The organism is Staphylococcus simulans, assembly GCF_047037175.1.
GTDB classification, from domain to species: Bacteria; Bacillota; Bacilli; order Staphylococcales; family Staphylococcaceae; genus Staphylococcus; species Staphylococcus simulans_C.
Map to the genome: position 1 here is coordinate 472143 of NZ_CP178241.1, position 22435 is coordinate 494577.

The following is a 22435-nucleotide window of genomic DNA, read 5'->3' on the forward strand; positions in this document are numbered from 1 at the left end:
CCTATTCCAAGAAAATCGACACTGTTTTATAATAGACATGTAAGACAACAAGAATTGACATCATAGAATTATAAGTATGACGGGGGTGGAGTCAATGTGTCCTAACACATTTAAAGTAACAGTAGAAGATGGTACGAATCTTGAAGTTAAATTAGATAAAGCAAATAAAACAAGAATTGGTATTGTACATATCTTTCATGGTATGGCTGAGCATATGGGGCGTTATGATACGTTTGTCGAATCACTCAATCAACAAGGGTATGATGTGATTCGCCATAATCATCGCGGCCATGGTAAAGATATAGACGAAAGTACAAGAGGTCATTATGACAGCATCCAAACGGTAGCTTCAGATGCCTATGAAATTGCACAAACGCTATATCCTAATCGTGCAGGTATACCGTATATTGTACTGGGCCATTCAATGGGTTCGATTATTGCACGTAAATATGTTGAAATGTATCCGGAAATGCCACAAGGATTAATCTTGACAGGTACAGGTTTATTCCCGAAAGTAAAAGGTAAAGTTTTAGCATCATTAATGAAATTAGTCACAATTGTTTTTGGCAAACGCAGAAGACTCAAATGGGTGAACCGTCTTACTTTCAAACCATTCAATCGACGTATTCAACACGTGCGTACTGAGAATGATTGGTTATCAACACAAAGAGAGGAAGTTGATAAATATTGCGCAGATCCATACTGCGGTTTCTTAGTGTCCAATCAAGTCATTTACGAAACATTAAATGAAATGATGAACACAAGTACACCGAAAGAAATCAAGAAAATGGATCCAGATTTACCTGTCTTATTAATTTCTGGTAAAGATGATCCTTTCGGAGATTACGGCAAAGGTATTCGCAGACTGGGCGTAGCAATGAAGAAAAATGGAGTAAAACATATTACGGTACAACTTTATCGTAATAAACGACATGAAATTCTGTTTGAAGAAGAGTATCAACAAACATGGAATAACATGTATGACTGGATAAAGAAAAATATCCTAAATAAATACAAGCAGGGGGATTAACATGCACGACCACACAAAACCTTTACTTGTTGTCATCGTAGGACCGACAGCGGTAGGTAAAACAGAATTAAGTATTGAACTTGCGAAACAAATCGACGGTGAAATTATCAGCGGTGATTCGATGCAAGTTTATAAAGGCATGGACATCGGGACAGCTAAAGCAACACCTGATGAAATGCAGAATATCCCTCATTATCTCATTGATATTTTAAATCCAGATGAATCATTTTCAGCATATGATTTTAAAACACGTGCTGAGCATTTAATTAAAGATATTACAGAGCGCGGTAAAGTGCCAATCATCGCTGGAGGTACAGGGCTTTATATTCAATCATTAATTTATAACTATCCTTTTGATAAAGAAGAAGTTTCTGAAGAAAAAGCACAAGCTGTGCGTGAGAAGCTTGAATTGTTAGAAAGTAAATCTAACGAAGAACTTCATGCTTATTTAGCAAGCTTTGATGCGGAATCGGCAGCGGATATTCACCCGAATAACCGCAAAAGAGTGTTGAGAGCGGTTGAATATTACCTGAAAACGAAAAAAAAATTAAGTAATCGCAAAAAAGTTCAACAATATACAGAAAATTATGATACATTATTAATAGGGGTAGAAACGTCGCGTGAAACTATGTATCAACGAATAAACAATCGTGTTGATCTTATGATGAAAGCGGGTTTATATAATGAAGTAGAGCAACTGCTGAGACAAGGTTATACAAATTGTCAGAGCATGCAAGCGATAGGATATAAAGAGTTGATTCCTGCTATTAATCAGGACATTTCGATTGAACAAGCAGTTGACAAGTTGAAACAACACTCAAGAAATTATGCAAAACGTCAAATGACTTGGTTCAAAAACAAGATGAATGTGCAATGGTTTGATAGAGAGCAACAGCCACTTCCATTGATTCTAGATGACATTACTGCCCACATAAATAAAAAGAAGGAGAGAATGCAATCATGAATGATAAACGCATCCAAGAGAACTTTCTGCAAGGTTTCAAAGACAGCAATGAAGAGTTAACTGTTTTCTTATTAAACGGTTTCCAAATGAAAGGAACAATTGTAGAATTTGATGACACCGTTGTGAACTTGTATTCACAAGGAAAAAATCATTTAATTTACAAACATGCGATCAGCACATTCACACAAGAACCATCAGTAGTTGAGTAATTTGTTCGTTTGTTTAAGTCTAAAACCCAATCATCACGACTATACATCATGTACTGGTTAGATTGCATATAATCTCACAAAAGATGAATCATGTTGAACTGAGTTTTAGTAACAAGTTAAAAAGGTTTTATAGGTAGAACACGAAGCGACGCCTGACACTAAGCATACAGCTTATTGTTAGGGTGTTGCTTTTTTTAATAGCAATATAAATAGACCGTTATTAAAATCATTGATGCAATGGTTTTAATAACGGTCTTTATTTGATTATAATAGTGCTTCAATATCTGATTTGATTTGACTTGGATTTTTTTGCGGTGAGAAACGATTAACCACATTGCCATCTCTATCAATTAAGAATTTAGTGAAATTCCATTTGATTTTACTGTTGAAGAACCCATCTTGTTGATCTGTTAAATATTTATATAATGGGTGTTGTTCTGGTCCATTTACTTTAATTTTTTCATGCATCGGGAAAGTGACCCCGTAATTAATTTTACAATTCTGCATGGCTTCATGTCCGTTACCAGGTTCTTGCTTGCCAAATTGGTTACAAGGGAATCCTAATACGACGAAGCCTTCGTCTTGGTATTGCTTGTATAGCTCTTGCAAGCCTTCAAATTGTGGTGTGAAGCCGCATTGGCTTGCTGTGTTGACAATTAACATGACCTTTCCTTTGTAGCGTTCTAGCTGATAGGTTGTGCCATCTATGTTTGTAACTTCAATATCATATATGCTCATGTTTTTCACCTCATTGTCCCAAACTTAACACATTCTTGCTTGTTAGTCTTTAGATATGCTCTTATGATAAAATAAAAGGGATGACGTGTAAAATGAATTGAAGGAGGATACATTTTGCCTCAAGAGAAAATATTTGATACAGAAGAAGCGGTTGAAAAAGCATTGTTAATCGGGGTTGATGCATATGATGAAAAGCAATTCGACTTCAGAGAAACAATGGATGAATTAAAAGCACTTGCACAAACATGCCGTTTAGATGTGCTAGGTGAAATTACCCAACAAAAAGACCGTATTGAAGACAAATCCTATGTGGGTAAAGGAAAATTACAAGAAATTAAAAATTACGTAGAAATGTATGATGTGGATGTTGTCGTAACCAATGATGAGTTGACAACTGCACAATCTAAAAGTCTGAATGATAATTTAGGTATTAAAATTATAGATAGAACACAATTGATTTTAGAAATTTTCGCGATGCGCGCAAGCAGTAAAGAAGGTAAGCTACAAGTTGAGCTAGCACAACTTGATTATTTAATGCCACGCTTGCAAGGCCATGGTAAAAGTTTGTCTAGACTTGGTGGCGGTATCGGCACAAGAGGTCCAGGTGAAACGAAATTAGAAACAGACCGCCGTCATATTCGTCGTCGTATGAATGAAATTAAACATCAACTGCAAACCGTAGTTGAACATCGTGAACGTTATCGTTCTAAACGAAGACAAAATCATGTCTTCCAAGTCGCATTAGTCGGCTATACAAATGCTGGTAAATCAACTTGGTTTAATATTTTAGCGGATGAATCTACGTACGAAAAAGATATTTTATTCGCCACGCTAGATCCTAAAACCCGTCAAATTCAAGTGAATGATGGCTATAACTTAATTATTTCTGATACCGTTGGTTTTATTCAAAAATTGCCAACGACTTTGATTGCGGCGTTTAAATCGACACTTGAAGAAGCACGTGATGCAGACTTATTACTCCATGTCGTTGATGCCAGCAATGAGGAATATCGTACGCAGTATGATACGGTCAATCGAATTATCGGCGATTTAGATATGGATAAAATTCCACAAGCTGTTGTCTTTAACAAAAAAGATTTAAATGAAGGGCCAACACCCGCATCACAGTTGCCGAATGTTTATGTGTCAGCACGAGATGAAGCGGATGAAGATAAAGTAAGACAGCTATTAATGGAACAAGTTGAAAAACAAATGGAACCTTATCAAGAAACGATTCCTGCAGATGATGCAGATCGTCTTTATTTCTTAAAACGCCACACATTAATTCACAAGTTAGAATTTAATGAGGACAATGAAAGTTATGAAGTAGAAGGTTATAGAAGAAAAGCAGAAGAAAATGGAGAGAAATGAGCATCATGGACATAGAACAAATGATTCAAGAAACAGAAAATGAATTACAACCTTATTTTAAGACGATTGAAGCACGTGCTTATCGTAATCAAGCGAAAGTACTCGATGCCTTTCATGCGGTCAAAGCGACAGAATCTGACTTACAAGGGACCACTGGTTATGGTTATGACGATATTGGACGTGACCATTTAGAAGCAATTTATGCACATACATTTAAAGCAGAAGATGCATTAGTCAGACCGCAAATTATTTCTGGTACGCATGCGATTACTGTCGCGTTACAAGCCAATTTAAAACATGGCGACGAATTGTTATATATCACTGGCAGCCCTTACGATACACTGTTAGAAGTAATCGGTGTGAACGGGAATGGTATTGGCAGTTTAAAAGAAAATGGTGTTATATATAAGGAGGTCGCGTTAACAAAGTCAGGTCAAATTGATGTACCTGCTGTATTAAATGTGATCAATGAACAGACAAAAGTCATCGCCATTCAACGTTCAAAAGGGTATGATCAACGCCCTTCAATCATGGTAGATGAAATTAAACACGCAGTAGCTGAAATCAAAGCCAAACATCCTGAAGTCGTGGTCTTTGTAGATAATTGCTATGGAGAGTTTGTGGAAGATATAGAGCCTATAGAAGCGGGTGCCGATATAATGGCAGGATCATTAATTAAAAACCCAGGCGGCGGTTTAGCACGTATTGGGGGTTATATCGTTGGACGAACAGATTTAATCGAACGTTGCGGCTATCGTTTAACGGCGCCAGGAATCGGTAAAGAGGCAGGTGCATCTTTAACAGAGTTACCGAGCATGTATCAAGGTTTCTTCCTTGCACCGCATGTCGTTAGCCAAAGTTTGAAAGGCGCACTTTTTACAAGTCTTTTCTTAACGAAATTAAATATGAATACTGTCCCTGCATTTGATACACCAAGAACAGATTTGATTCAAACTGTTCAATTTGAGACAGCTGAACAAATGATTCGTTTCTGTCAGTGTATTCAAGCTGCTTCACCCATCAACGCACACTTTAGCCCTGAACCAAGTTATATGCCAGGGTATGAAGATGATGTAATTATGGCAGCAGGAACATTCGTACAAGGCTCATCAATAGAATTATCTGCAGATGGGCCAATCAGACCGCCATATGAAGCTTATGTTCAAGGTGGATTAACGTATGAACATGTTAAGCTCGCTGTCACAAGAGCTGTTCAACAAATGAATGAAGAAGGACTTATCTAAAATAAAGCAACCGACGCAAAATTGCGTCGGTTTTTTAATGGAAGCGCAGAAAAAATACTGTGAAGTATATGAAATTAAAAAAATAAAAAGATATAATAATAATGAACATGTGAGAGAAAAAGAAGGTACATGAATACTCAGAGTGGAGGAGAACGTTATGGTTCTGACTTATCGTACCTTATTGTTTGTCTTATCATTAATGATGCTGCTGTGTTTTGAAGCGAGTAAATCTTTAGGGCCTGTATTTTTCTATTCGGTGTTAGGAATATATATGGTAGCAGTTTCTTTCATTTTGTATAAACTTGGTAAGATAAAACGCAATAAAAGATTAAGATAACAACAAAAAAAGAGGCCAGATGGCCTCTTTTTATATCCCTATTGTTTAGCACCTTTGGGCGTAATATTAATACAATTTCATGTATTGTTCGCGTTCCCACTCAGATACTTGTGTTCTATAGTAATCCCACTCAATTGATTTAGAGTTGATGAATTGATTATAGATATGTGAACCTAATGCATCTTTAACAATTTTATTTTCACGCATTGCTTTTAATGCTGTGTAAAGTGTTGAAGGAAGGTCTTCGATACCGATTGCTTCACGTTCATCACGGTTCATTTCATAAATGTTTTGGTTAACAGGGTCTGAAACTTTAAGTTTGTTTTTGATTCCGTCTAAACCAGCTTCTAAAATTGCTGCTAAAGCCATGTATGGGTTAGCTGCTGGGTCAACTGAACGAACTTCTACACGAGTAGATAAACCACGTGAAGTTGGGACACGTACTAATGGAGAACGGTTTTTACCACTCCAAGCGATGTAACATGGTGCTTCGTAACCTGGAACTAAACGTTTGTATGAATTTACTAATGGGTTACATACAGCAGTGAATCCACGTGCGTTTTTCAAGATACCAGCGATGAATTGGTAAGCTTCTTCAGTCATTTGGTCACGACCATTTGGATCGAAGAATGCATTTTCTTTACCTTTGAATAAAGAAACGTTGAAGTGCATACCGCTTCCGTTTACACCAAATAATGGTTTTGGCATAAATGTCGCATGTAAGTTATGTTTACGCGCGATTGTTTTAACAACAAGTTTAAATGTTTGGATGTTATCACAAGCAGTGATTGCATCAGCGTATTTGAAGTCGATTTCATGTTGGCCAGGTGCTACTTCATGGTGGCTGGCTTCAATATCAAAGCCCATGTCTTCTAATTCTAATACGATATCACGACGGCAGTTTTCACCTAAGTCAGTAGGTGCTAAGTCGAAGTAACCGCCATGGTCATTTAATTCTAATGTTGGTTCGCCATATTCATCTAATTTGAATAAGAAGAATTCTGGTTCAGGTCCTAGGTTGAAATCTGTGAAGCCTAATTCTTCCATTTCTTTTAAGACACGTTTTAAGTTTGTACGTGGGTCACCAGCAAATGGTTTGCCGTCTGTACCATATACGTCACAGATTAAACGCGCAACTTTACCTTGACTTGCTGTCCAAGGGAAAATAACCCAAGTGTCTAAGTCAGGGTGTAAATACATATCTGATTCTTCAATACGTACGAAACCTTCAATTGAAGATCCGTCGAACATCATTTCATTATCTAATACTTTTTCTAATTGACTTACAGGTACTTCAACATTTTTGATTGTTCCTAAAATGTCAGTGAATTGCAAGCGTAAATATCTTACGTTTTCCTCAGTAGCAAATCTGCGGATGTCATCTTTTGTAAATGTACGTTTTGCCATGTTTTAAATCCTCCAGTGAATTATTTGATAAAACGAGAAAGGTCGCCTCGATTTATCGGGATAGCTTCCTGTTGCGGTTTCTGTGTTGCTTCAACGATAACATGTTTTCTGATAGCTTTTTCATCAGTAGACAAATGTTGATCATCTTGATAAATGATTTGTTTGATTGCTTTTAGGTTAAACCCTTTTTCTAATAGGTGTTTGATTTCTAACAGGCGATCTAAATCATTCATTGAAAATAATCTTTTGTTACCGGGTGTTCTCTCTGGTTTAACGAGTCCATGTGCTTCGTAATACCGTACCTGTCTTGGTGTTAGCTCAGTCAATTGATTTACGACACTCATAGAGAAGACGGCCATGTTTCTGCGTAGTGCATCATTTGACATTTCTCCATCACCTCTATTTTTGAACTTGTTATTAATTTATCACAAATAAACCGAAATTACAAAAATATGTAAGGTTTTCTGACATGGGCATCAAAAGCCTTATTTATCAAGGGTTATAGCGTTGTTTTCTGATAATTGAAACAAATTAAAACACGAACCATTCATAAAAAATTCACATTTTCGTTCCGATTTATTATATATAAACGTATATACGAGAGAAATCTTGTTATCGCTTGTCCTATGTAAATAAATACCTAAGTGTTATCAGACATAAACATAAGGTTAAGTTCAAATTAAAAATAAATATTTCAGTCGCTAGTGTGATGTGTTAGGTAATTATAAATGATAAAATGGTTTCAACGTATTTTTATTAATGGATAGATGTTTTAACTTAATATTAATAACAATATAAGTGTTAAAAATGAATCGCAAGAATGGAGTTGAAACAATGATTGCCTTTTACGTACCTGGATTACTCGGAGATATATTGCTAGGCATTTTTATCTTATTCACGTTTTTGAATTTGATTGTTGCTTTTAATATCATCTTTTTGAAAGATAGATCTACAAGTGCCACTTGGGCATGGCTCTTTATCTTATTTATCGCGCCTGTTTTAGGTTTCTTCATATACATTTTATTTGGAAGAGGGGTATCAAAGAAAAAACTGTATAAAGATTATAAAAAAGATATCGAACAATTTAATGACATCATCAATGAACAACGTTACCAAGTACAACAAGATGAAATTCAAAGTGATAATGAGATTGTGCATAAACATCACGACTTAGTGAACATGTTGCTGACGAGACAACCTGCTTTCTTAACAGAGGGTAATGCTGTCGATGTGTTTGTTGATGGTCATAAGTTATATGACCAAATGATTGAGGATATCAAAAAAGCAGAGACGTTTATCCATTTAGAGTATTATGTCTTTGAATTAGATGGCTTAGGACATCGCATTATAGATGCATTAGAAGAACGGTTAGAAGCGGGTGTAGAGGTCTTATTATTATATGATGATATTGGCTCGAAAAAGATATCACTTCGCAAATTTAAGCGTTTTAGAGAACTTGGCGGACAAGTGGAATCTTTCTTCGCAAGTAAACTGCCCGTCATCAATTTTAGAGTCAATAACCGAAATCACAGAAAGATTGTTGTTATTGATGGCCAAATCGGCTACGTTGGCGGATTCAACGTAGGAGACGAATACTTAGGTTTAAGTAAGAAGTTCGGCTACTGGAGGGATACGCATGTCAGAGTCGAAGGTTCTGCCGTAGATGCCTTAGAGTTACGCTTTATGTTGGACTGGAATTCTCAAGCTAAGCGTCAATCATTAGAATATAAGCCACAGTATTTCCCTGTTAAAGAAGACAAAGGTGAGGTATCTCTACAAATTTGTTCCAGTGGACCTGACGATAATTGGCATGAAATTGAGTACGGCTATACCAAAATGATCAACTCAGCCAAAGAATCTATTTATATGCAGAGTCCTTATTTCATACCAGATAATTCTTATATTAACGCATTGAAGATGGCAGCGAACTCTGGAGTAGACATTCATTTAATGATACCAGATATGCCGGACCATCCATTTGTATACTGGGCAACGTACTATCATGCAGCAGAGTTATTAGACTCTGGAGTAAAAATCTATACTTATAATAATGGATTTATCCATTCTAAAATGATGGTTATTGATGATGAAGTAGCGAGTGTTGGATCAGCGAACATGGACTTCAGAAGCTTTGAATTAAACTTTGAAGTCAATGCGTTTATGTATGATAAAGCGATTGCGACAGAATTACGCAAAGCCTTTGAACATGACGTGACTTTATCGACAGAGTTGACGAAAGCACGTTATGCGAATCGTTCTTTCTGGATTAAGATGAAAGAAGGCTTCTCAAAACTGATTACACCAATTTTATAAGTAAACAAAAACTCGGAAGTGAGCTGACTCATTTCCGAGTTTGTTTATGCGGTGTTATTTCTTCTTGTTATGTTTTTCTCGATTTTGTTGGATGATAAATAGTATAAATCCAACAAGCATTCCCATTAAGACACCAATAATGGCTGTCACAAGTAATGGAAATTCATATACATATTGCAAAATCAAGCCGACGATAATTGCGACTGCCACAGCAACAATCGTTACGAGATTCTCTTTAATGGCTTGCATAGCACGCCTCCTCATCAAATTCCTTATTACTATCATACCAAATTTTTGTGCATCAGAGAATTGACGTAGCTAGGAAAAAATAGGTATGATGATTCGGTGATAACTTTAATCAAAGCAGGTGAAATTTTTGAAACGTAAATCTATGTCGACAATCATTGTTATTGCGGTGATTGCTATAATTGTTTTAGGTTTCCAATACTTTAATCATTCTGGTCCGTTTAAACAAAGCGGAGGAGAACAAGCCTCAACGTCAATTGGGGATAAAGAAGCGGTAACGGTCAAACGTGTTATTGATGGTGATACTTTTATCGCAACAGATAAAGATAACCGTGAAATTAAAGTCAGAATGATTGGAATGGATACGCCAGAAACAGTTAAACCTAATACGCCTGTACAGCCGTATGGGAAAGAAGCTTCAAGTTATACGAAGAAGCATTTGAATAATCAAAAGGTTTATTTAGAATTTGATAAAGAACCGAAAGATCAATATGGTCGTTATCTAGCCTATGTTTGGCTGGATGAGAAGCATATGTTTAATGAGAAATTAGTTAAACAAGGACTAGCACGTGAAAAGTATTTCGCGCCAAACGGCAAATATCGTGACGTCTTTAAAGCGGCTGAACGTGAAGCAAAACAAAAGCATTTAAATATTTGGAGTTAACGAATCAAGCCAATGTCATGAAAGAAATAATTGAATGGGTTATGCGCTCATTTTAAAAGGGAAGATTTCTGTACTTAACAGAAGTTTTCCCTTTTCTTTATATGACATAATAAATCAGTTTCAATTTCCAAAAACAAAGTAAAACCCTGAAGTTAGAATCATTGTGCTAACTTCAGGGTTTTACTAATTATGGTTGATTGATATAGTTTAGAATTTTGTCGCAATCGCGTTCAGCGATTTCATGTTTAGATTGCGTAAAAATATTGTGAATCGCATCTTTTAAGTCATGCTTAGATGTTGCGGTTTCAACATATTTTTGACGTTCAGTGGGACCATCGATAATATTTACAGACCCGTCACTAAAGTATACTAAACCAACGCTTGAAATTTTTTGATTGAAATGTTTTTCAAAAGCATCTTTAAGCTCTTTAGAGTTAATAGCGGCTGTAAGATATGGGTCATTGTCATAGAATTCAAATGTGACACTATTACTTTTGACTTTTTCAGTGAACGTATAAATATCTTCTCTTGAAGACTGGAATTGACTTTGATATTGGTCAGCGATGTAATGGCCGATAATTTGATCAATATCCTCGACATTTGTATCAATAGGTTTATCAGGTTCGGCACTGAAGTGATAAAATGTTTTTTCTTTCCAGTTTTTCACATCGATATTTAACAACCCTTTATCTGTGATGACCACATAATCAAATGTACGCAAGAAATTGAAGAGCGGATGTTTAACTGCGGTATTGCCTGTTGAAACAATATGATAAAACTTGATTTCTCCAACTTCTTTCAAGTTTTGCATCACTTTTTCAATAGATTGTTTCGCTTTGCGTACACCATAATGATGTTGTTGTGAACCATCATTAATGATTTGATTTTTCAATGATGCAACTTCTGTACGTAAAGTGTTCACCTTACTTACGAGTTGATTCTTTGAATAAATCTCAGTATCTAGTCGATGTTGCATTAAGCCACGTGATACAACTAATGCAATTGCCAGTATCACAATTACAGCAACTAGAAGAAATATTAAATACATATCTATCATTCCTTACTCAATAAAAAGTAGTTAAATTTAAACATACCCTAATAATCTAACTCTTAGTGGTAAAAATCAATAATAAAGTCTTAACTAAAGGTTAATGTAACATTTATGACATATTACGTTAATATTAAAAAAGTTCCAGACGAATATTAAGTGATTGTGTCTGGAACTTTAAAAATTAAATTTAATTTTGAGTGTTTGGTTTCAACTCAGCATGGGAAACAATGAAATAACTTAAAAACTATTACGCTTTTGTATCTTGTAAGATAGATTTTTGTAAAGCGTCAAAATCCTCAAGCAGTTTCAATGCTTTTTTTGTTTGTGCGCTAGTAATAGTGATAAATACTTTTCGTTCATCATCGATACAGCGCTGTTTACCGATGATTTTCATTTCCGTTAATGTGCTAAAAGATTTGTGAATTTCCATTAAACTGAAATTCATACTGTGTTTTACGTCAAGAAGAGGAATTAATTTCTTATCATGATCTAAAATGTGTTTTAAAAATAATAGATCATTAAAGCGTAAATTAAATTCCTTCTTCAAAGCATTAATTAATGCTTTTCGATGCAATTCATAGTAAAAAATCGATTCTGTAGACTGTGTTTTTTCAGAATACATGATTTCACCTCGTGTTGTATTTATAATATCTTGCGTCTACATTATTATAATAAAAAAGTTATACTTTGAAAAGAGAAATTCTTTGGTTTTAACTTAAATTATTGTAACTATTTTTAAAATATCAATTAACAAACGAAAAAATAATGTTTATAAATCCAATAGGATTACTGGGTATAACAAAAGGAGTTTAAAAAATTGTTCTCAAACCTAAAGAATCAAACAGAATTGACAGATTTTTATAAAAATCTTCCTCCTAATGCCGTCATCGCATTAGATAATCATCCAATGTCATATTATGTATTAGACTATCTCACTGAGCAGGGAATTCATGTATCTGTGGTGACTTTTTCTACCGATGTGATGCGATATGTATGTCGTAACACGTTTTCTAATATTATTTTTGCGCCAGGCAAAGTTGATTCAAGCCTGCATATAATGACAGGGGACACGATGGTAAATACTTTTAAAACTTTACAGATTGATATCTATTTGTGTGCACCGAGTTACATAGATGAACAAGGATGTTTATATCAAGTACATGCTGAAATAGGTGCCTTACAAAAAGCGCTGATCGAACAAACGCAATATAGTTATGTCATCAATTATCCTGATTTGATAGAAGCCAAGCAGGATTATACGCATCTCGGTGATATGAATTAAAAGATAGACAAGTCGTGAATCACACGATAAAATGAATATGAATAGAGAGAAAATATAACCATAATTGTAAGCGCTTACTAGTAGGAGGTGTCAGAATGCATAAGTCTAATAATGAAGATTTAAATTTCTTGGTTGAAAGATTGATAGAACATGCCAATGATGAAATCAAATTTTTCGGAGAGACTGCAAAATTATTATTTTTAAAGAATGAATTTATTATTAACGATACAGTAGATATTTGCGTGAAACGTAAGAACCTTACAAAGGTTATCAAGAATATCCCCAATAATTATCGTATTCGATACATAGATTCAGAAGGGAACGTCAGTGAAAAATTAAGAGATACGAAATTCTCACTGCTTACACATTTAGAAGTAGAAATACATCATCAAAAAATCATGACTATTTATATTTATGATGTTCATAACAAAGAATGGATGTTCAGATTCGATCACAGTATACGGTTACCTGAAAAACATATATATTTCCATTCCTTACCATGGGGCGTTGACTACATTAAACCGGAAATCGTTCTGATGTATGAGTTGCTGCAACCGTCAGTACATCGCAGCAGCTTTAATAATAAAGCGGTAATCGATGCTTTAAGTTATTACCAATTTGTGATGCTGCGTGTTGTAGTAGGTGAAGAACGTCTGCACGATGCATTATATGCATCCTAATGAAACAAGAGCGTTGCTTTTTACGCAACACTCTTGTAATTTTTTTGTCTTCTAATTAACTAAATATTGTTTAAATTCAGATTATTTTAATTGTAAATTTAGTTGTTCTTCTCTGTATGCACAACTGCCTTCATACACTGCGCGCACTGCATCATCTGCATCTTTGACGCTGATTCCGAACATCATTGAAATTTCAGATGCACCTTGGTTGATCATTTTTAAGTTGATATTGGCTTTGGCTAATGCCGATGTAATCATATTAGCAGTACCTACCATTTGATTCATACCTAAACCTACGACCATCATCACAGCTAAATCATTATCAATACCTAATTCATCCACATCGCATTGTTTACGGATTTCGTTTAACACTTTCGTTTCTTTACCGCGTATTTGATGTGTACGCATGATGATACTGACGTTATCAATACCTGATGGCATATGGTCAAATGAGATATTGTAATCTTCTAATACGGATAAGATTTTACGTGTGAAACCGACTTGTCTGTTCATTAAGTATTTACGTACGTTGATAACTGTGAAGCCTTTATCACAACTGATACCTGTAATTAAATGGTCTGGTTTGATATCACGGTCGTATCTGATGAAAGTACCTGGATCTTCAGGTCGGTTTGTATTTTTGATGACAACAGGAATACGTTCTTGTTGAACAGGTTGAAGTGCTTCATCGTGGAATACACTAAAGCCCGCATATGAAAGTTCACGCATTTCTCGATATGTTACTTCTTCCATGATTTCGGCATCTTTAATTAAGTTAGGGTTAGCGCGATAAATTCCAGACACATCTGTGAAGTTTTCATAGAGTGCTGCACGAACACCGCGTGCTAAAATGGCGCCTGTGATATCTGAACCGCCGCGAGGGAATGTGACAACATTGCCTTGTTTAGAGTAACCAAAGAAACCTGGCACAATAATTTTGCCTTCAATTTTTCTTAGATTGTAAATTTTATCATAAGATTCTTCTAAGATTTGTGCGAATTGCGGTGTGTTGGTAACGGTAATACCTGCGTCTAAAGGTGACACATATGTAGTTTTAACACCTTGATCGTTGTTATATTGTGCAATTAAGCGAGCGTTGAAGTCCTCACCGCAAGAGAGCAATGCATCTTTTAAACGAGGCGGATTGCTTTGGTTTGTTTTAATACGCTGTTCGAGAATGTCATCGAATTCCGCTAAAATACTTTCGTCCATGTTTAAATCATGGATAATATCTGCGTAACGGGCGATAATTTCTTCCTTTTTATTTTGATAATCTAAATTGGCTACACTTTTTTCATAAAGCCTAAGCAACAAGTCAGTTGTCTTAATATCTTCAGAATGTCTTTTACCAGGAGCAGACACAACGATTATTTTTCTTTCGTCATCGCTATTGATGATGTTTAATACCTTCTGAATTTGGCTTGCTGAAGCGACGGAACTGCCGCCGAATTTAGCTACTTTCATATTTAATCAACCTTTCTCTCAATCTTAATAATTTACTGCTTTGTTTTTTGGGTGAAAAATGCTAAAATTTCAACATATTCCAAATTTTTTGAACTTTACAATTTTGATGAATGAATTTATACTAAACCATAATCAAGTATTTTTCAATAGTGCAGGTGTTTTTTTAGAACGAACAAACGGAGGAATGTAATTATGAAGAAGTTAAACATCGCTTTGCTAGGTCTGGGAACAGTGGGCTCAGGAGTAGTTAAAATTATTGAAGAGAATCATCAACAGATTAAAGATACGATTCACAAAGATCTTCACATCAAACATATTCTCGTTAGAGATAAAAAGAAAAAACGTCCGCTCAACATCAGCAAATATCATTTGACTGAAGATGTGGATGAAATCTTAAACGATGAAGATGTCGACATTGTGATTGAAGTTATGGGGGGTATCGAACCTACTGTTGAGTGGTTGAAAAAATCATTAAAACAGGGCAAGCATGTCATTACTGCCAATAAAGATTTATTAGCAGTGCATTTAAGAACGTTAGAAGATTTAGCAGAAGAAAATGGTGTCGCATTAAAATTCGAAGCCAGTGTGGCAGGCGGTATTCCAATTGTCAACGCAATCAACAATGGTTTAAATGCCAATAATATTAGTAAATTCATGGGTATTTTAAACGGAACATCCAACTTCATTTTATCTAAAATGACTAAAGAAGGCACAAGCTTTAAAGAAGCTTTGGATGAAGCGCAGCGTTTAGGGTTTGCAGAAGCAGATCCAACTGACGATGTTGAAGGTATCGATGCCGCAAGAAAAGTAGTCATCGTTACATACTTATCATTCAACAGAGTAATTAGCTTAGATGAAGTTAAAGTAACAGGAATTTCTAACGTATCAGTAGAAGATATCAACGCTGCAAAAGCGCTTGGATATAAAATCAAATTAATCGGTAAAGGTACATTTGATAATGGTGTCATTGAGACATCTGTAGCACCAACCTTAATCGATGAAAGACATCAATTAGCATCTGTAGAAAACGAATACAATGCGATTTATGTCATCGGTGACTCAGTAGGGGAAACGATGTTCTATGGTAAAGGTGCAGGTAGTTTAGCGACAGGTAGTGCAGTAGTCAGCGACTTGCTAAACGTGTCACTGCAATTCGAATCTAATCTGCATACTTTACCGCCGCACTTTGAATTAAAAACAGGTCATGCGAAAGAAATGATTGATGCAGATGAACCTACAAAATTAAAAGAAAAAGCAAGTTACTTTGTAGTTTTAAAAACAAATGGAGCACCTGTTAAACGTGTGGAAGAAGAGGTTAAAGCACAATTACCGCTTCACAAATCACTTCATGTCATTGAACACAGTGACAACACAGCAGCTGTCGTTGTGAAAGGAATCAATGTACCAGCTGACGAAATTTTAGCACAAGGCAAATATCCAGTAGAAAAAGTTTATCCAGTAGAAGGAGTTTAATTAAAATGAAAAGATGGCAAGGTTTAGTACAAGAATACAAAGCATATCTCCCAGTTAACGAAAATACACCAAATGTAACTTTAAATGAAGGCCAAACGCCGTTGATTCATTGTGATACATTATCAGACATGTTAGGCATTAACTTGTTTGTAAAATTTGAAGGTGCCAACCCAACAGGCTCATTTAAAGACCGCGGTATGGTAATGGCTGTTACTAAAGCCAAAGAAGAAGGCAAAAAAGTAGTCATTTGTGCATCAACAGGGAACACATCAGCTTCAGCAGCTGCTTATGCAGCACGTTCTGGTTTAAAAGCGATTGTGGTTATTCCTGAAGGTAAAATTGCTTTAGGTAAATTATCACAAGCAGTAATGTATGGTGCAGAAATCGTTTCTATTGAAGGCAACTTTGATGAAGCATTAGAAATTGTAAAAGAAGTTGCGAAAGAAGAAAACGAAATCGAATTAGTCAACTCTATTAATCCATTCCGTATTGAAGGCCAAAAAACAGGTGCGTTTGAAGTTGTAGATCAATTAGGCGGCAAAGCACCGGATGTGTTAGCTATTCCAGTTGGTAACGCAGGTAATATTACAGCGTATTGGAAAGGTTTCAAAGAGTTTAATGAAAAACATCAAACAGGTTTACCGAAATTATTTGGTTTCCAAGCTGAAGGGGCTTCACCAATCGTACAAAATAAAGTGATTAAAAACCCTGAAACAGTCGCAACTGCGATTCGTATCGGTAACCCAGCAAGTTGGGATAAAGCTGTCAAAGCATTAGATGAGTCTAACGGTTTAATTGATAGTGTCACAGACGATGAAATCTTAGAAGCTTATCAACTCTTAGCTTCTAAAGAAGGTGTGTTTGCAGAACCAGCAAGTAATGCATCAATCGCTGGCTTAATTAAATTGCATAGAGCCGGTAAATTACTACAAGATATTACTGTAACTGCAGTGTTGACTGGTAACGGCTTAAAAGACCCTGATACTGCCATCTCATTATTAGACAATCCAATTAAATCATTACCAAATGACAAAGCAAGTATTATTAAATATATCAAAGGAGCTATTCATTAATGGGAGAAAGTTTAAAGCTTAAAGTTCCCGCTTCTACTGCCAATCTAGGCGTAGGCTTTGATTCAATCGGACTCGCATTAAATAAGTTCCTCTATGTGGAAGCAGAAGTAAGTGCAGATGAACAATGGCATTTCCACCATAAGGGTGACAACTTGCATGGCTTGCCGACTGATGAGCATCATCTGATTTGCCAAGTCGTACGATTTCTTGAACAGAAATATGAAATGTCTGTCCCGCCATTAACGGTTTCAATGCGAAGTGAAATTCCTTTAGCCAGAGGACTTGGGTCCTCGGCTTCTGCTTTAGTTGCAGGGATTTATTTAGCAGACTTCTTTGGCCATTTACAATTATCAGAGTTTGAAATGGTTGAAGCCGCAACAGAAATAGAAGGTCATCCAGATAACGTTGCACCAGTTATTTATGGTGGCATGATTGCTGGATTCTATAATCATGAAACGAAAGAAACGTATATTTCTTCAATTGAACCCCCTTATGTGAACTTGGTCATCACAATTCCAAGTTACGAGCTGAAAACGCATGACTCTAGACAAGTTTTGCCAAAAAGTTTTGAACATGAACAAGCGGTTCAATATAGTGCCATCAGCAACACAATGTTAAGTGCGCTGATGCAGCATGATTATCAATTAGCAGGGATGTTGATGGAAATGGATGGATTCCATGAACCTTACCGTCAAGAGTTGATCCCAGAATTTCAACGCGTTAAAGCGTTAGGACGTGAATACCATGCCTATGCGACAGTAATCAGCGGGGCAGGTCCGACAATTTTAACGTTAATTGATCCTTCTAAAAGCGGTAAATTAGTCAGAAGATTGAACAAGGAATTGCCAGAATGTGAATCTGAATTAATTTCAGTCAACAAAAGCGGAATAATCGTAGAAAAAGTTTATGAATCATAAGGAAATGCGATATAATTTGATGGAATACGCTAAAAAGGAGCGCAATACATCATATGAGCAACTATAAAATGATAGTAATGGATATGGATGATACTTTGTTGAATTCAGAGAATCAAGTCAGTCCAGAAACTGCTAATTATTTAATTGATTTACAAGAAAAAGGTTACCATGTCGTCTTAGCTTCAGGACGTCCTACAGAAGGGATGCTGCCGATTGCGAGAGACTTGCATCTAAACGAACATGATAGTTATGTCATCAGCTTTAACGGTAGTCGTACGACACGTGTAAGAGATGGAGAGTTAGAAGCGGAACAAAGTATTTCTAAAGCAGACTTTGATCGTATTATTGATTATTGTCGAGAAAACGATATGTTTGCGTTAACGTATCAAGATGGCCATATTATCTATGAAGGTGAACATGAGTACATGAATATTGAGTCAGAACTTACAGGTCTGCCAATGCAACGTACAGATGATTTGAAAGCCTTTATTCAAAATCCAGTAGCCAAAGTATTAGGTGTGGACTATGAAGAACATATCCAAGCTCGTGCACAGGCATTTGAGGGTGTATTTAACGATCAAATTGATGTGACGACGAGTAAACCTTTCTTCTTAGAATTTGTGCCTCACGGTGTATCTAAAGGCCAAGCATTGCATGCATTATGTGAGAAGGTCGGAATTGATATTAGTGAGACCATCGCATTTGGGGATAGTATGAATGACTATTCTATGATGAAAGAAGCGGGTTACGCTGTCGCAATGGGCAATGCGCGCGATGCTTTAAAAGAAGTGGCTGACTTTGTGACGTTAGATCATAACTCAGATGGTATTGCCTATGCTTTAAAGAAAATTTTATAAATTGAAACAAAAAATGAGACTTTCTGATATTCATCGAAAGTCTCATTTTTGTGCGATTATTTAGCTGTATGCGTCCATTCATGCATGCCATGGTTTCGTTTTACAAGCGCATAAATATTATCAGCTGAGTAATCTAAGTTTGTATAGACAGTGATAATAAATGCAGATTGTCCACTTTCAAACGGTTCACTTAGGTAAACATCTTTTAAGTGTTCAAATAGAGGTACCATTTGATCATGTTCTAGACTTGGATATTCTCTTAAAGTTCTTTTAATCAGTCTGCCATTTTTTTCTTCAAGAGATTGAACGACGATTACAAAACGTTCGTCTTCCTTTAAAACATCGTCAAATAAATTTGTTTGTCCTACCATGTTGTAACACCTCGATTTCTCATCTTATTATCCTCATTATACTATATATCCTAAGTCGGTAAAATCTTAAAAGTTATCATTTAACAAGAAAAAACAGATTGGCTTAGCCAATCTGTTTAAATGAAAACATTATTTCACTTTATTAAATTCTTCGAAACTTCTTACATCCATTTCTTTTAATTTAACTGGTTTTGTTTTCTTAATCATTTTATGCACGATGAATATAATGAAGAGTACTAGAATTGGACCAATATCTTTAATGATTCCACCGACATTCAATTGAACAATATTTTCGAATGAACCCCCGATTAATAAGAACAATAGGATAGCTAAAACGATAATAGGGCCGAATGGATATAAAGGCGTTTTATATGGCAAACGTTCGTTGACGTCTATACCTTGTGCCTTTAAGCCTCTGCGCAATCTCATTTGTGAGAAGATTGCGGCTGCCCATACGAAGATAACTAATTGTCCGATAATGCCAAGCAATGTGAAAATCGCATTCGCATGGAAGTTCGCTAAAATAATAACGACGACAACAATAACGAAATTCGTTAGGATTGCTGGAATAGGTAATTTTGTTTTACCGTGCAAGTAACTTAAGAATTTCGGTGCTTGTTTGTCTGTGCTGAGTGAGAACAGCATACGGCTTGTTGAATAAATACCAGAGTTTGCGGCTGATAATAATGACGTTAAAATAACTGCGTTAATAACAGATGCCGCAAAAGCGATACCGACTCTGTCGAATACAATGGTAAATGGACTTTGGGTTACAGATTCATTTTTATTAAGTAATAATGGTTCGTTATAAGGTAAAATCGCTGAAATCACTGCAATTGAAAGAATATAGAATAATAAAATTCTCCAGAACACTGATTTGATTGCGGCCGGCATTGATTTTTTAGGATCATCTGATTCACCAGCTGTTACCGCAACGACCTCGGTTCCACCGACTGAGAATCCGGCGATTAATAGAACGCTCAAGAATCCGGCAGTGCCTCCAACAAACGGTGCTTCGCCGATTGTGAAGTTTTTGAAGCCATACGTATGACCGCCTAAAATACCGAAGATTGTCAAAATACCTACTACGATAAATACGATAATTGTAACGACTTTAATGGCTGCCAACCAAAATTCTGCTTCACCGAAAGCTCTAACCGTAAAAATGTTCAACAGTAATAAAAACGTGATAAAGATTAAACTCCATGTAAGTGGAGAGAAAAACTTGAATGTGTCCCAGTAATACAGTACGTTTGATGCGATAATGACATCTACGCTCGTAACAAGTGACCACATTGCCCAGTATAGCCAACCAACAGTAAAGCCAAGGGAAGGATCAATAAATCGCGTTGAATATGAACTGAAAGAGCCTGATACAGGATAAAAGGTTGCAAGCTCTCCAACTGATGACATTAAGAAATACAACATAATACCAATAATCAAATACGCTAAAATCGCACCGCCAGGTCCAGCTTGGGAGATGACACCGCCCATAGCAATAAAGAGACCTGTACCGATTGCGCCCCCAATAGCAATCATTGATATATGGCGAGAACTGAGTCCTCGATTCATTTTGTTTTCATCCATATGCGTTACCTCTAATCTTTAAATTAAAATATATGTACTCTATTCTAATTGTTTTTTTACAACTTATCAATGACCTTTGACGTATTAAATCAAATATTTTGAAAGATTCTGACAAATAATAGAAAAAAAGTACATTCTGTATTTCATAATCAGTGATACCTCATGGACAAAATCGTCAGAGAGGTGTATATTTAGAACCATTCAAAGTGTGCTGACATGATTTTATGTTGAGCATACATGAGTGGACAAATTAAAATAAAAAAAGTGAACATTACCGATTTGAATAGGTAAGTTCACTATCGTAGTTTCAATACATTATTTAGTTTCGCGGTGTAATGTATATTTGTTCAATCTTGGGCAGTATTTTTTCATTTCGATACGTTCAGGATTGTTACGTTTGTTTTTAGTAGTAATATAATTACGATCGCCGCATTCTGTGCAAGCTAATGTTACGTTTACGCGCAATGTAGACACCCTTTCTATTAAGTTATTAGCAATACTTACGCACTTAAATTTACCACAATCATGCCTGTCGTGCAAGATGGATAAAATAAGCAGCATAAGCTCAATGTATTCTATTGTATAGAAAAATTTGTGATTAGTAAATAACTTTGCTTAAAAAATGAGCAAAAAGTATTGATAAAGATGGAAATTGTGTTATGATATAAATCGTAATAATTACGATTATGAACATTTACTATTAAGAAAGGTAGGAACTTTAATGGCAAAAAAATCAAAAGTTGTTAAAGAACAAAAACGAGAAGAACTCGTTGCTAAATATTACGCAAAACGTCAAGAGTTAAAAGCTAAAGGTGACTATGAAGCTTTAAGAAAATTACCTAGAGATTCATCACCAACACGTTTAACTCGCAGATGTAAAGTGACTGGAAGACCACGTGGTGTAATGAGAAAATTCGAAATGTCACGTATCGCATTCAGAGAACATGCGCATAAAGGTCAAATTCCAGGCGTAAGAAAAGCAAGCTGGTAAGCACTAGTTTTTGGGAATCAATTCATCAAGCAACACATTTCTTGAATGGAATGTGTTCTTTTTTTTTGCTTTTTTGACGAATGTATTCTTTTTCATGGCAAAAGCGATAATGAGATAGTATGATGTATAGTGGACTTTTGAAGATTAGATAAAAATAAAGAATAAG

The 22435-nt window shown here is 35.7% G+C and carries 24 protein-coding genes; 14 read left to right on the forward strand and 10 right to left on the reverse strand.

The features are described from left to right. Window positions 1-94: 94 nt before the first annotated feature. The 3 genes from ACFCT9_RS02205 to hfq are packed head-to-tail and all read left to right on the forward strand — an operon-like array spanning window position 95 to window position 2203. On the forward strand, window positions 95-1030 hold the full coding sequence (locus ACFCT9_RS02205) for an alpha/beta hydrolase (RefSeq protein WP_412520468.1): 936 nt from the start codon (window positions 95-97) through the stop codon (window positions 1028-1030). Between the two features lies 1 nt (window position 1031). Then, the gene (gene miaA, locus ACFCT9_RS02210; RefSeq protein ID WP_412520470.1) at window positions 1032-1994 is read left to right on the forward strand and encodes a tRNA (adenosine(37)-N6)-dimethylallyltransferase MiaA; all 963 of its coding nucleotides are present in this window, start codon (window positions 1032-1034) and stop codon (window positions 1992-1994) included. Further along, a complete protein-coding gene (gene hfq, locus ACFCT9_RS02215; protein ID WP_412520472.1) occupies window positions 1991-2203 on the forward strand; it encodes an RNA chaperone Hfq in 213 nt (70 codons plus the stop codon). Before miaA ends, hfq begins: the two co-directional genes overlap by 4 nt. A gap of 264 nt (window positions 2204-2467) precedes the next feature. On the opposite strand, the gene ACFCT9_RS02220 is transcribed toward hfq, so the two are convergent. Then, on the reverse strand, window positions 2468-2941 hold the full coding sequence (locus ACFCT9_RS02220) for a glutathione peroxidase (protein ID WP_412520473.1): 474 nt from the start codon (window positions 2939-2941) through the stop codon (window positions 2468-2470). Between the two features lie 114 nt (window positions 2942-3055). On the opposite strand from ACFCT9_RS02220, the gene hflX reads away from it, so the two are divergent. Beyond that, entirely contained in the window at window positions 3056-4312 is a 1257-nt protein-coding gene (gene hflX, locus ACFCT9_RS02225; RefSeq protein WP_412520474.1) for a GTPase HflX, read from the forward strand. A gap of 5 nt (window positions 4313-4317) precedes the next feature. Then, on the forward strand, window positions 4318-5556 hold the full coding sequence (locus tag ACFCT9_RS02230; RefSeq protein WP_412520476.1) for an aminotransferase class I/II-fold pyridoxal phosphate-dependent enzyme: 1239 nt from the start codon (window positions 4318-4320) through the stop codon (window positions 5554-5556). Between the two features lie 403 nt (window positions 5557-5959). Here ACFCT9_RS02230 and glnA read toward each other — a convergent pair whose 3' ends face one another. Then, the gene (gene glnA, locus ACFCT9_RS02235; protein ID WP_412520477.1) at window positions 5960-7300 is read right to left on the reverse strand and encodes a type I glutamate--ammonia ligase; all 1341 of its coding nucleotides are present in this window, start codon (window positions 7298-7300) and stop codon (window positions 5960-5962) included. Between the two features lie 20 nt (window positions 7301-7320). Continuing rightward, on the reverse strand, window positions 7321-7686 hold the full coding sequence (locus ACFCT9_RS02240) for a MerR family transcriptional regulator (protein ID WP_002480827.1): 366 nt from the start codon (window positions 7684-7686) through the stop codon (window positions 7321-7323). A 421-nt stretch (window positions 7687-8107) separates the two neighbouring features. Here ACFCT9_RS02240 and cls point away from each other — a divergent pair, with 421 nt between their 5' ends. Continuing rightward, window positions 8108-9613: a cardiolipin synthase gene (gene cls, locus ACFCT9_RS02245; protein ID WP_412520478.1), complete on the forward strand. Its 1506-nt coding sequence runs from the start codon at window positions 8108-8110 to the stop codon at window positions 9611-9613. A gap of 54 nt (window positions 9614-9667) precedes the next feature. Here cls and ACFCT9_RS02250 read toward each other — a convergent pair whose 3' ends face one another. Beyond that, entirely contained in the window at window positions 9668-9862 is a 195-nt protein-coding gene (locus ACFCT9_RS02250) for a hypothetical protein (protein WP_412520480.1), read from the reverse strand. A 127-nt stretch (window positions 9863-9989) separates the two neighbouring features. Here ACFCT9_RS02250 and nucI point away from each other — a divergent pair, with 127 nt between their 5' ends. Next, complete coding sequence (nucI, locus tag ACFCT9_RS02255; RefSeq protein ID WP_412520482.1) at window positions 9990-10523, forward strand: thermonuclease NucI; 534 nt, start codon at window positions 9990-9992, stop codon at window positions 10521-10523. A 187-nt stretch (window positions 10524-10710) separates the two neighbouring features. On the opposite strand, the gene ACFCT9_RS02260 is transcribed toward nucI, so the two are convergent. Both ACFCT9_RS02260 and ACFCT9_RS02265 read right to left on the reverse strand, forming a co-directional pair. Beyond that, a complete protein-coding gene (locus ACFCT9_RS02260) occupies window positions 10711-11571 on the reverse strand; it encodes a hypothetical protein (RefSeq protein WP_412520484.1) in 861 nt (286 codons plus the stop codon). A gap of 250 nt (window positions 11572-11821) precedes the next feature. Continuing rightward, window positions 11822-12196 (reverse strand): transcriptional regulator, SarA/Rot family, encoded by a 375-nt coding sequence (locus ACFCT9_RS02265; protein ID WP_412520485.1) that lies wholly within the window; start codon window positions 12194-12196, stop codon window positions 11822-11824. Window positions 12197-12421: 225 nt separating this feature from the next. Here ACFCT9_RS02265 and ACFCT9_RS02270 point away from each other — a divergent pair, with 225 nt between their 5' ends. Beyond that, on the forward strand, window positions 12422-12856 hold the full coding sequence (locus tag ACFCT9_RS02270; protein WP_412520487.1) for a hypothetical protein: 435 nt from the start codon (window positions 12422-12424) through the stop codon (window positions 12854-12856). A gap of 95 nt (window positions 12857-12951) precedes the next feature. Further along, window positions 12952-13536, forward strand: a complete 585-nt coding sequence (locus tag ACFCT9_RS02275; protein WP_412520489.1) for a hypothetical protein — start codon at window positions 12952-12954, stop codon at window positions 13534-13536. An 81-nt stretch (window positions 13537-13617) separates the two neighbouring features. Here the strand turns inward: ACFCT9_RS02275 and ACFCT9_RS02280 are convergent, their stop codons facing one another. Then, window positions 13618-15000, reverse strand: a complete 1383-nt coding sequence (locus ACFCT9_RS02280) for an aspartate kinase (protein WP_412520490.1) — start codon at window positions 14998-15000, stop codon at window positions 13618-13620. 192 nt (window positions 15001-15192) lie between these two features. Between ACFCT9_RS02280 and ACFCT9_RS02285 the strand changes: the two genes are divergently transcribed. From ACFCT9_RS02285 to ACFCT9_RS02300, 4 genes are read left to right on the forward strand one after another with little or no spacing between them, the layout of a single operon-like run. Next, window positions 15193-16473: a homoserine dehydrogenase gene (locus ACFCT9_RS02285; RefSeq protein ID WP_412520491.1), complete on the forward strand. Its 1281-nt coding sequence runs from the start codon at window positions 15193-15195 to the stop codon at window positions 16471-16473. Window positions 16474-16478: 5 nt separating this feature from the next. Then, window positions 16479-17546, forward strand: coding sequence for a threonine synthase (gene thrC / locus ACFCT9_RS02290; RefSeq protein WP_412520493.1), 1068 nt, complete (start codon window positions 16479-16481; stop codon window positions 17544-17546). Further along, entirely contained in the window at window positions 17546-18463 is a 918-nt protein-coding gene (gene thrB / locus ACFCT9_RS02295) for a homoserine kinase (RefSeq protein WP_412520494.1), read from the forward strand. Before thrC ends, thrB begins: the two co-directional genes overlap by 1 nt. 53 nt (window positions 18464-18516) lie before the next feature. Further along, window positions 18517-19320: a Cof-type HAD-IIB family hydrolase gene (locus ACFCT9_RS02300; protein ID WP_412520496.1), complete on the forward strand. Its 804-nt coding sequence runs from the start codon at window positions 18517-18519 to the stop codon at window positions 19318-19320. A gap of 56 nt (window positions 19321-19376) precedes the next feature. Here ACFCT9_RS02300 and ACFCT9_RS02305 read toward each other — a convergent pair whose 3' ends face one another. From ACFCT9_RS02305 to rpmG, 3 genes are all read right to left on the reverse strand, one after another. Continuing rightward, window positions 19377-19691 (reverse strand): hypothetical protein, encoded by a 315-nt coding sequence (locus tag ACFCT9_RS02305; RefSeq protein ID WP_107606053.1) that lies wholly within the window; start codon window positions 19689-19691, stop codon window positions 19377-19379. Window positions 19692-19820: 129 nt separating this feature from the next. Continuing rightward, complete coding sequence (locus ACFCT9_RS02310; RefSeq protein ID WP_412520498.1) at window positions 19821-21278, reverse strand: amino acid permease; 1458 nt, start codon at window positions 21276-21278, stop codon at window positions 19821-19823. 315 nt (window positions 21279-21593) lie between these two features. Next, a complete protein-coding gene (gene rpmG, locus ACFCT9_RS02315; protein ID WP_001265708.1) occupies window positions 21594-21743 on the reverse strand; it encodes a 50S ribosomal protein L33 in 150 nt (49 codons plus the stop codon). A gap of 256 nt (window positions 21744-21999) precedes the next feature. Here rpmG and rpsN point away from each other — a divergent pair, with 256 nt between their 5' ends. Further along, entirely contained in the window at window positions 22000-22269 is a 270-nt protein-coding gene (gene rpsN / locus ACFCT9_RS02320; RefSeq protein ID WP_002480842.1) for a 30S ribosomal protein S14, read from the forward strand. Window positions 22270-22435: the final 166 nt, after the last annotated feature.

Excerpts from the sequence above, each read along its gene's own strand:
- glnA (WP_412520477.1), bottom strand. The coding sequence starts at position 7,300 with ATGGCAAAACGTACATTTACAAAAGATGACATCCGCAGATTTGCTACT.
- ACFCT9_RS02285 (WP_412520491.1), top strand. The coding sequence starts at position 15,193 with ATGAAGAAGTTAAACATCGCTTTGCTAGGTCTGGGAACAGTGGGCTCA.
- ACFCT9_RS02300 (WP_412520496.1), top strand. The coding sequence starts at position 18,517 with ATGAGCAACTATAAAATGATAGTAATGGATATGGATGATACTTTGTTG.
- thrB (WP_412520494.1), top strand. The coding sequence starts at position 17,546 with ATGGGAGAAAGTTTAAAGCTTAAAGTTCCCGCTTCTACTGCCAATCTA.
- ACFCT9_RS02310 (WP_412520498.1), bottom strand. The coding sequence starts at position 21,278 with ATGGATGAAAACAAAATGAATCGAGGACTCAGTTCTCGCCATATATCA.
- miaA (WP_412520470.1), top strand. The coding sequence starts at position 1,032 with ATGCACGACCACACAAAACCTTTACTTGTTGTCATCGTAGGACCGACA.
- ACFCT9_RS02260 (WP_412520484.1), bottom strand. The coding sequence starts at position 11,571 with ATGTATTTAATATTTCTTCTAGTTGCTGTAATTGTGATACTGGCAATT.
- ACFCT9_RS02265 (WP_412520485.1), bottom strand. The coding sequence starts at position 12,196 with ATGTATTCTGAAAAAACACAGTCTACAGAATCGATTTTTTACTATGAA.
- ACFCT9_RS02240 (WP_002480827.1), bottom strand. The coding sequence starts at position 7,686 with ATGTCAAATGATGCACTACGCAGAAACATGGCCGTCTTCTCTATGAGT.
- rpsN (WP_002480842.1), top strand. The coding sequence starts at position 22,000 with ATGGCAAAAAAATCAAAAGTTGTTAAAGAACAAAAACGAGAAGAACTC.
- ACFCT9_RS02280 (WP_412520490.1), bottom strand. The coding sequence starts at position 15,000 with ATGAAAGTAGCTAAATTCGGCGGCAGTTCCGTCGCTTCAGCAAGCCAA.
- ACFCT9_RS02230 (WP_412520476.1), top strand. The coding sequence starts at position 4,318 with ATGGACATAGAACAAATGATTCAAGAAACAGAAAATGAATTACAACCT.
- ACFCT9_RS02305 (WP_107606053.1), bottom strand. The coding sequence starts at position 19,691 with ATGGTAGGACAAACAAATTTATTTGACGATGTTTTAAAGGAAGACGAA.
- hfq (WP_412520472.1), top strand. The coding sequence starts at position 1,991 with ATGAATGATAAACGCATCCAAGAGAACTTTCTGCAAGGTTTCAAAGAC.
- ACFCT9_RS02220 (WP_412520473.1), bottom strand. The coding sequence starts at position 2,941 with ATGAGCATATATGATATTGAAGTTACAAACATAGATGGCACAACCTAT.
- ACFCT9_RS02250 (WP_412520480.1), bottom strand. The coding sequence starts at position 9,862 with ATGCAAGCCATTAAAGAGAATCTCGTAACGATTGTTGCTGTGGCAGTC.
- thrC (WP_412520493.1), top strand. The coding sequence starts at position 16,479 with ATGAAAAGATGGCAAGGTTTAGTACAAGAATACAAAGCATATCTCCCA.
- cls (WP_412520478.1), top strand. The coding sequence starts at position 8,108 with ATGAATCGCAAGAATGGAGTTGAAACAATGATTGCCTTTTACGTACCT.
- ACFCT9_RS02275 (WP_412520489.1), top strand. The coding sequence starts at position 12,952 with ATGCATAAGTCTAATAATGAAGATTTAAATTTCTTGGTTGAAAGATTG.
- ACFCT9_RS02205 (WP_412520468.1), top strand. The coding sequence starts at position 95 with ATGTGTCCTAACACATTTAAAGTAACAGTAGAAGATGGTACGAATCTT.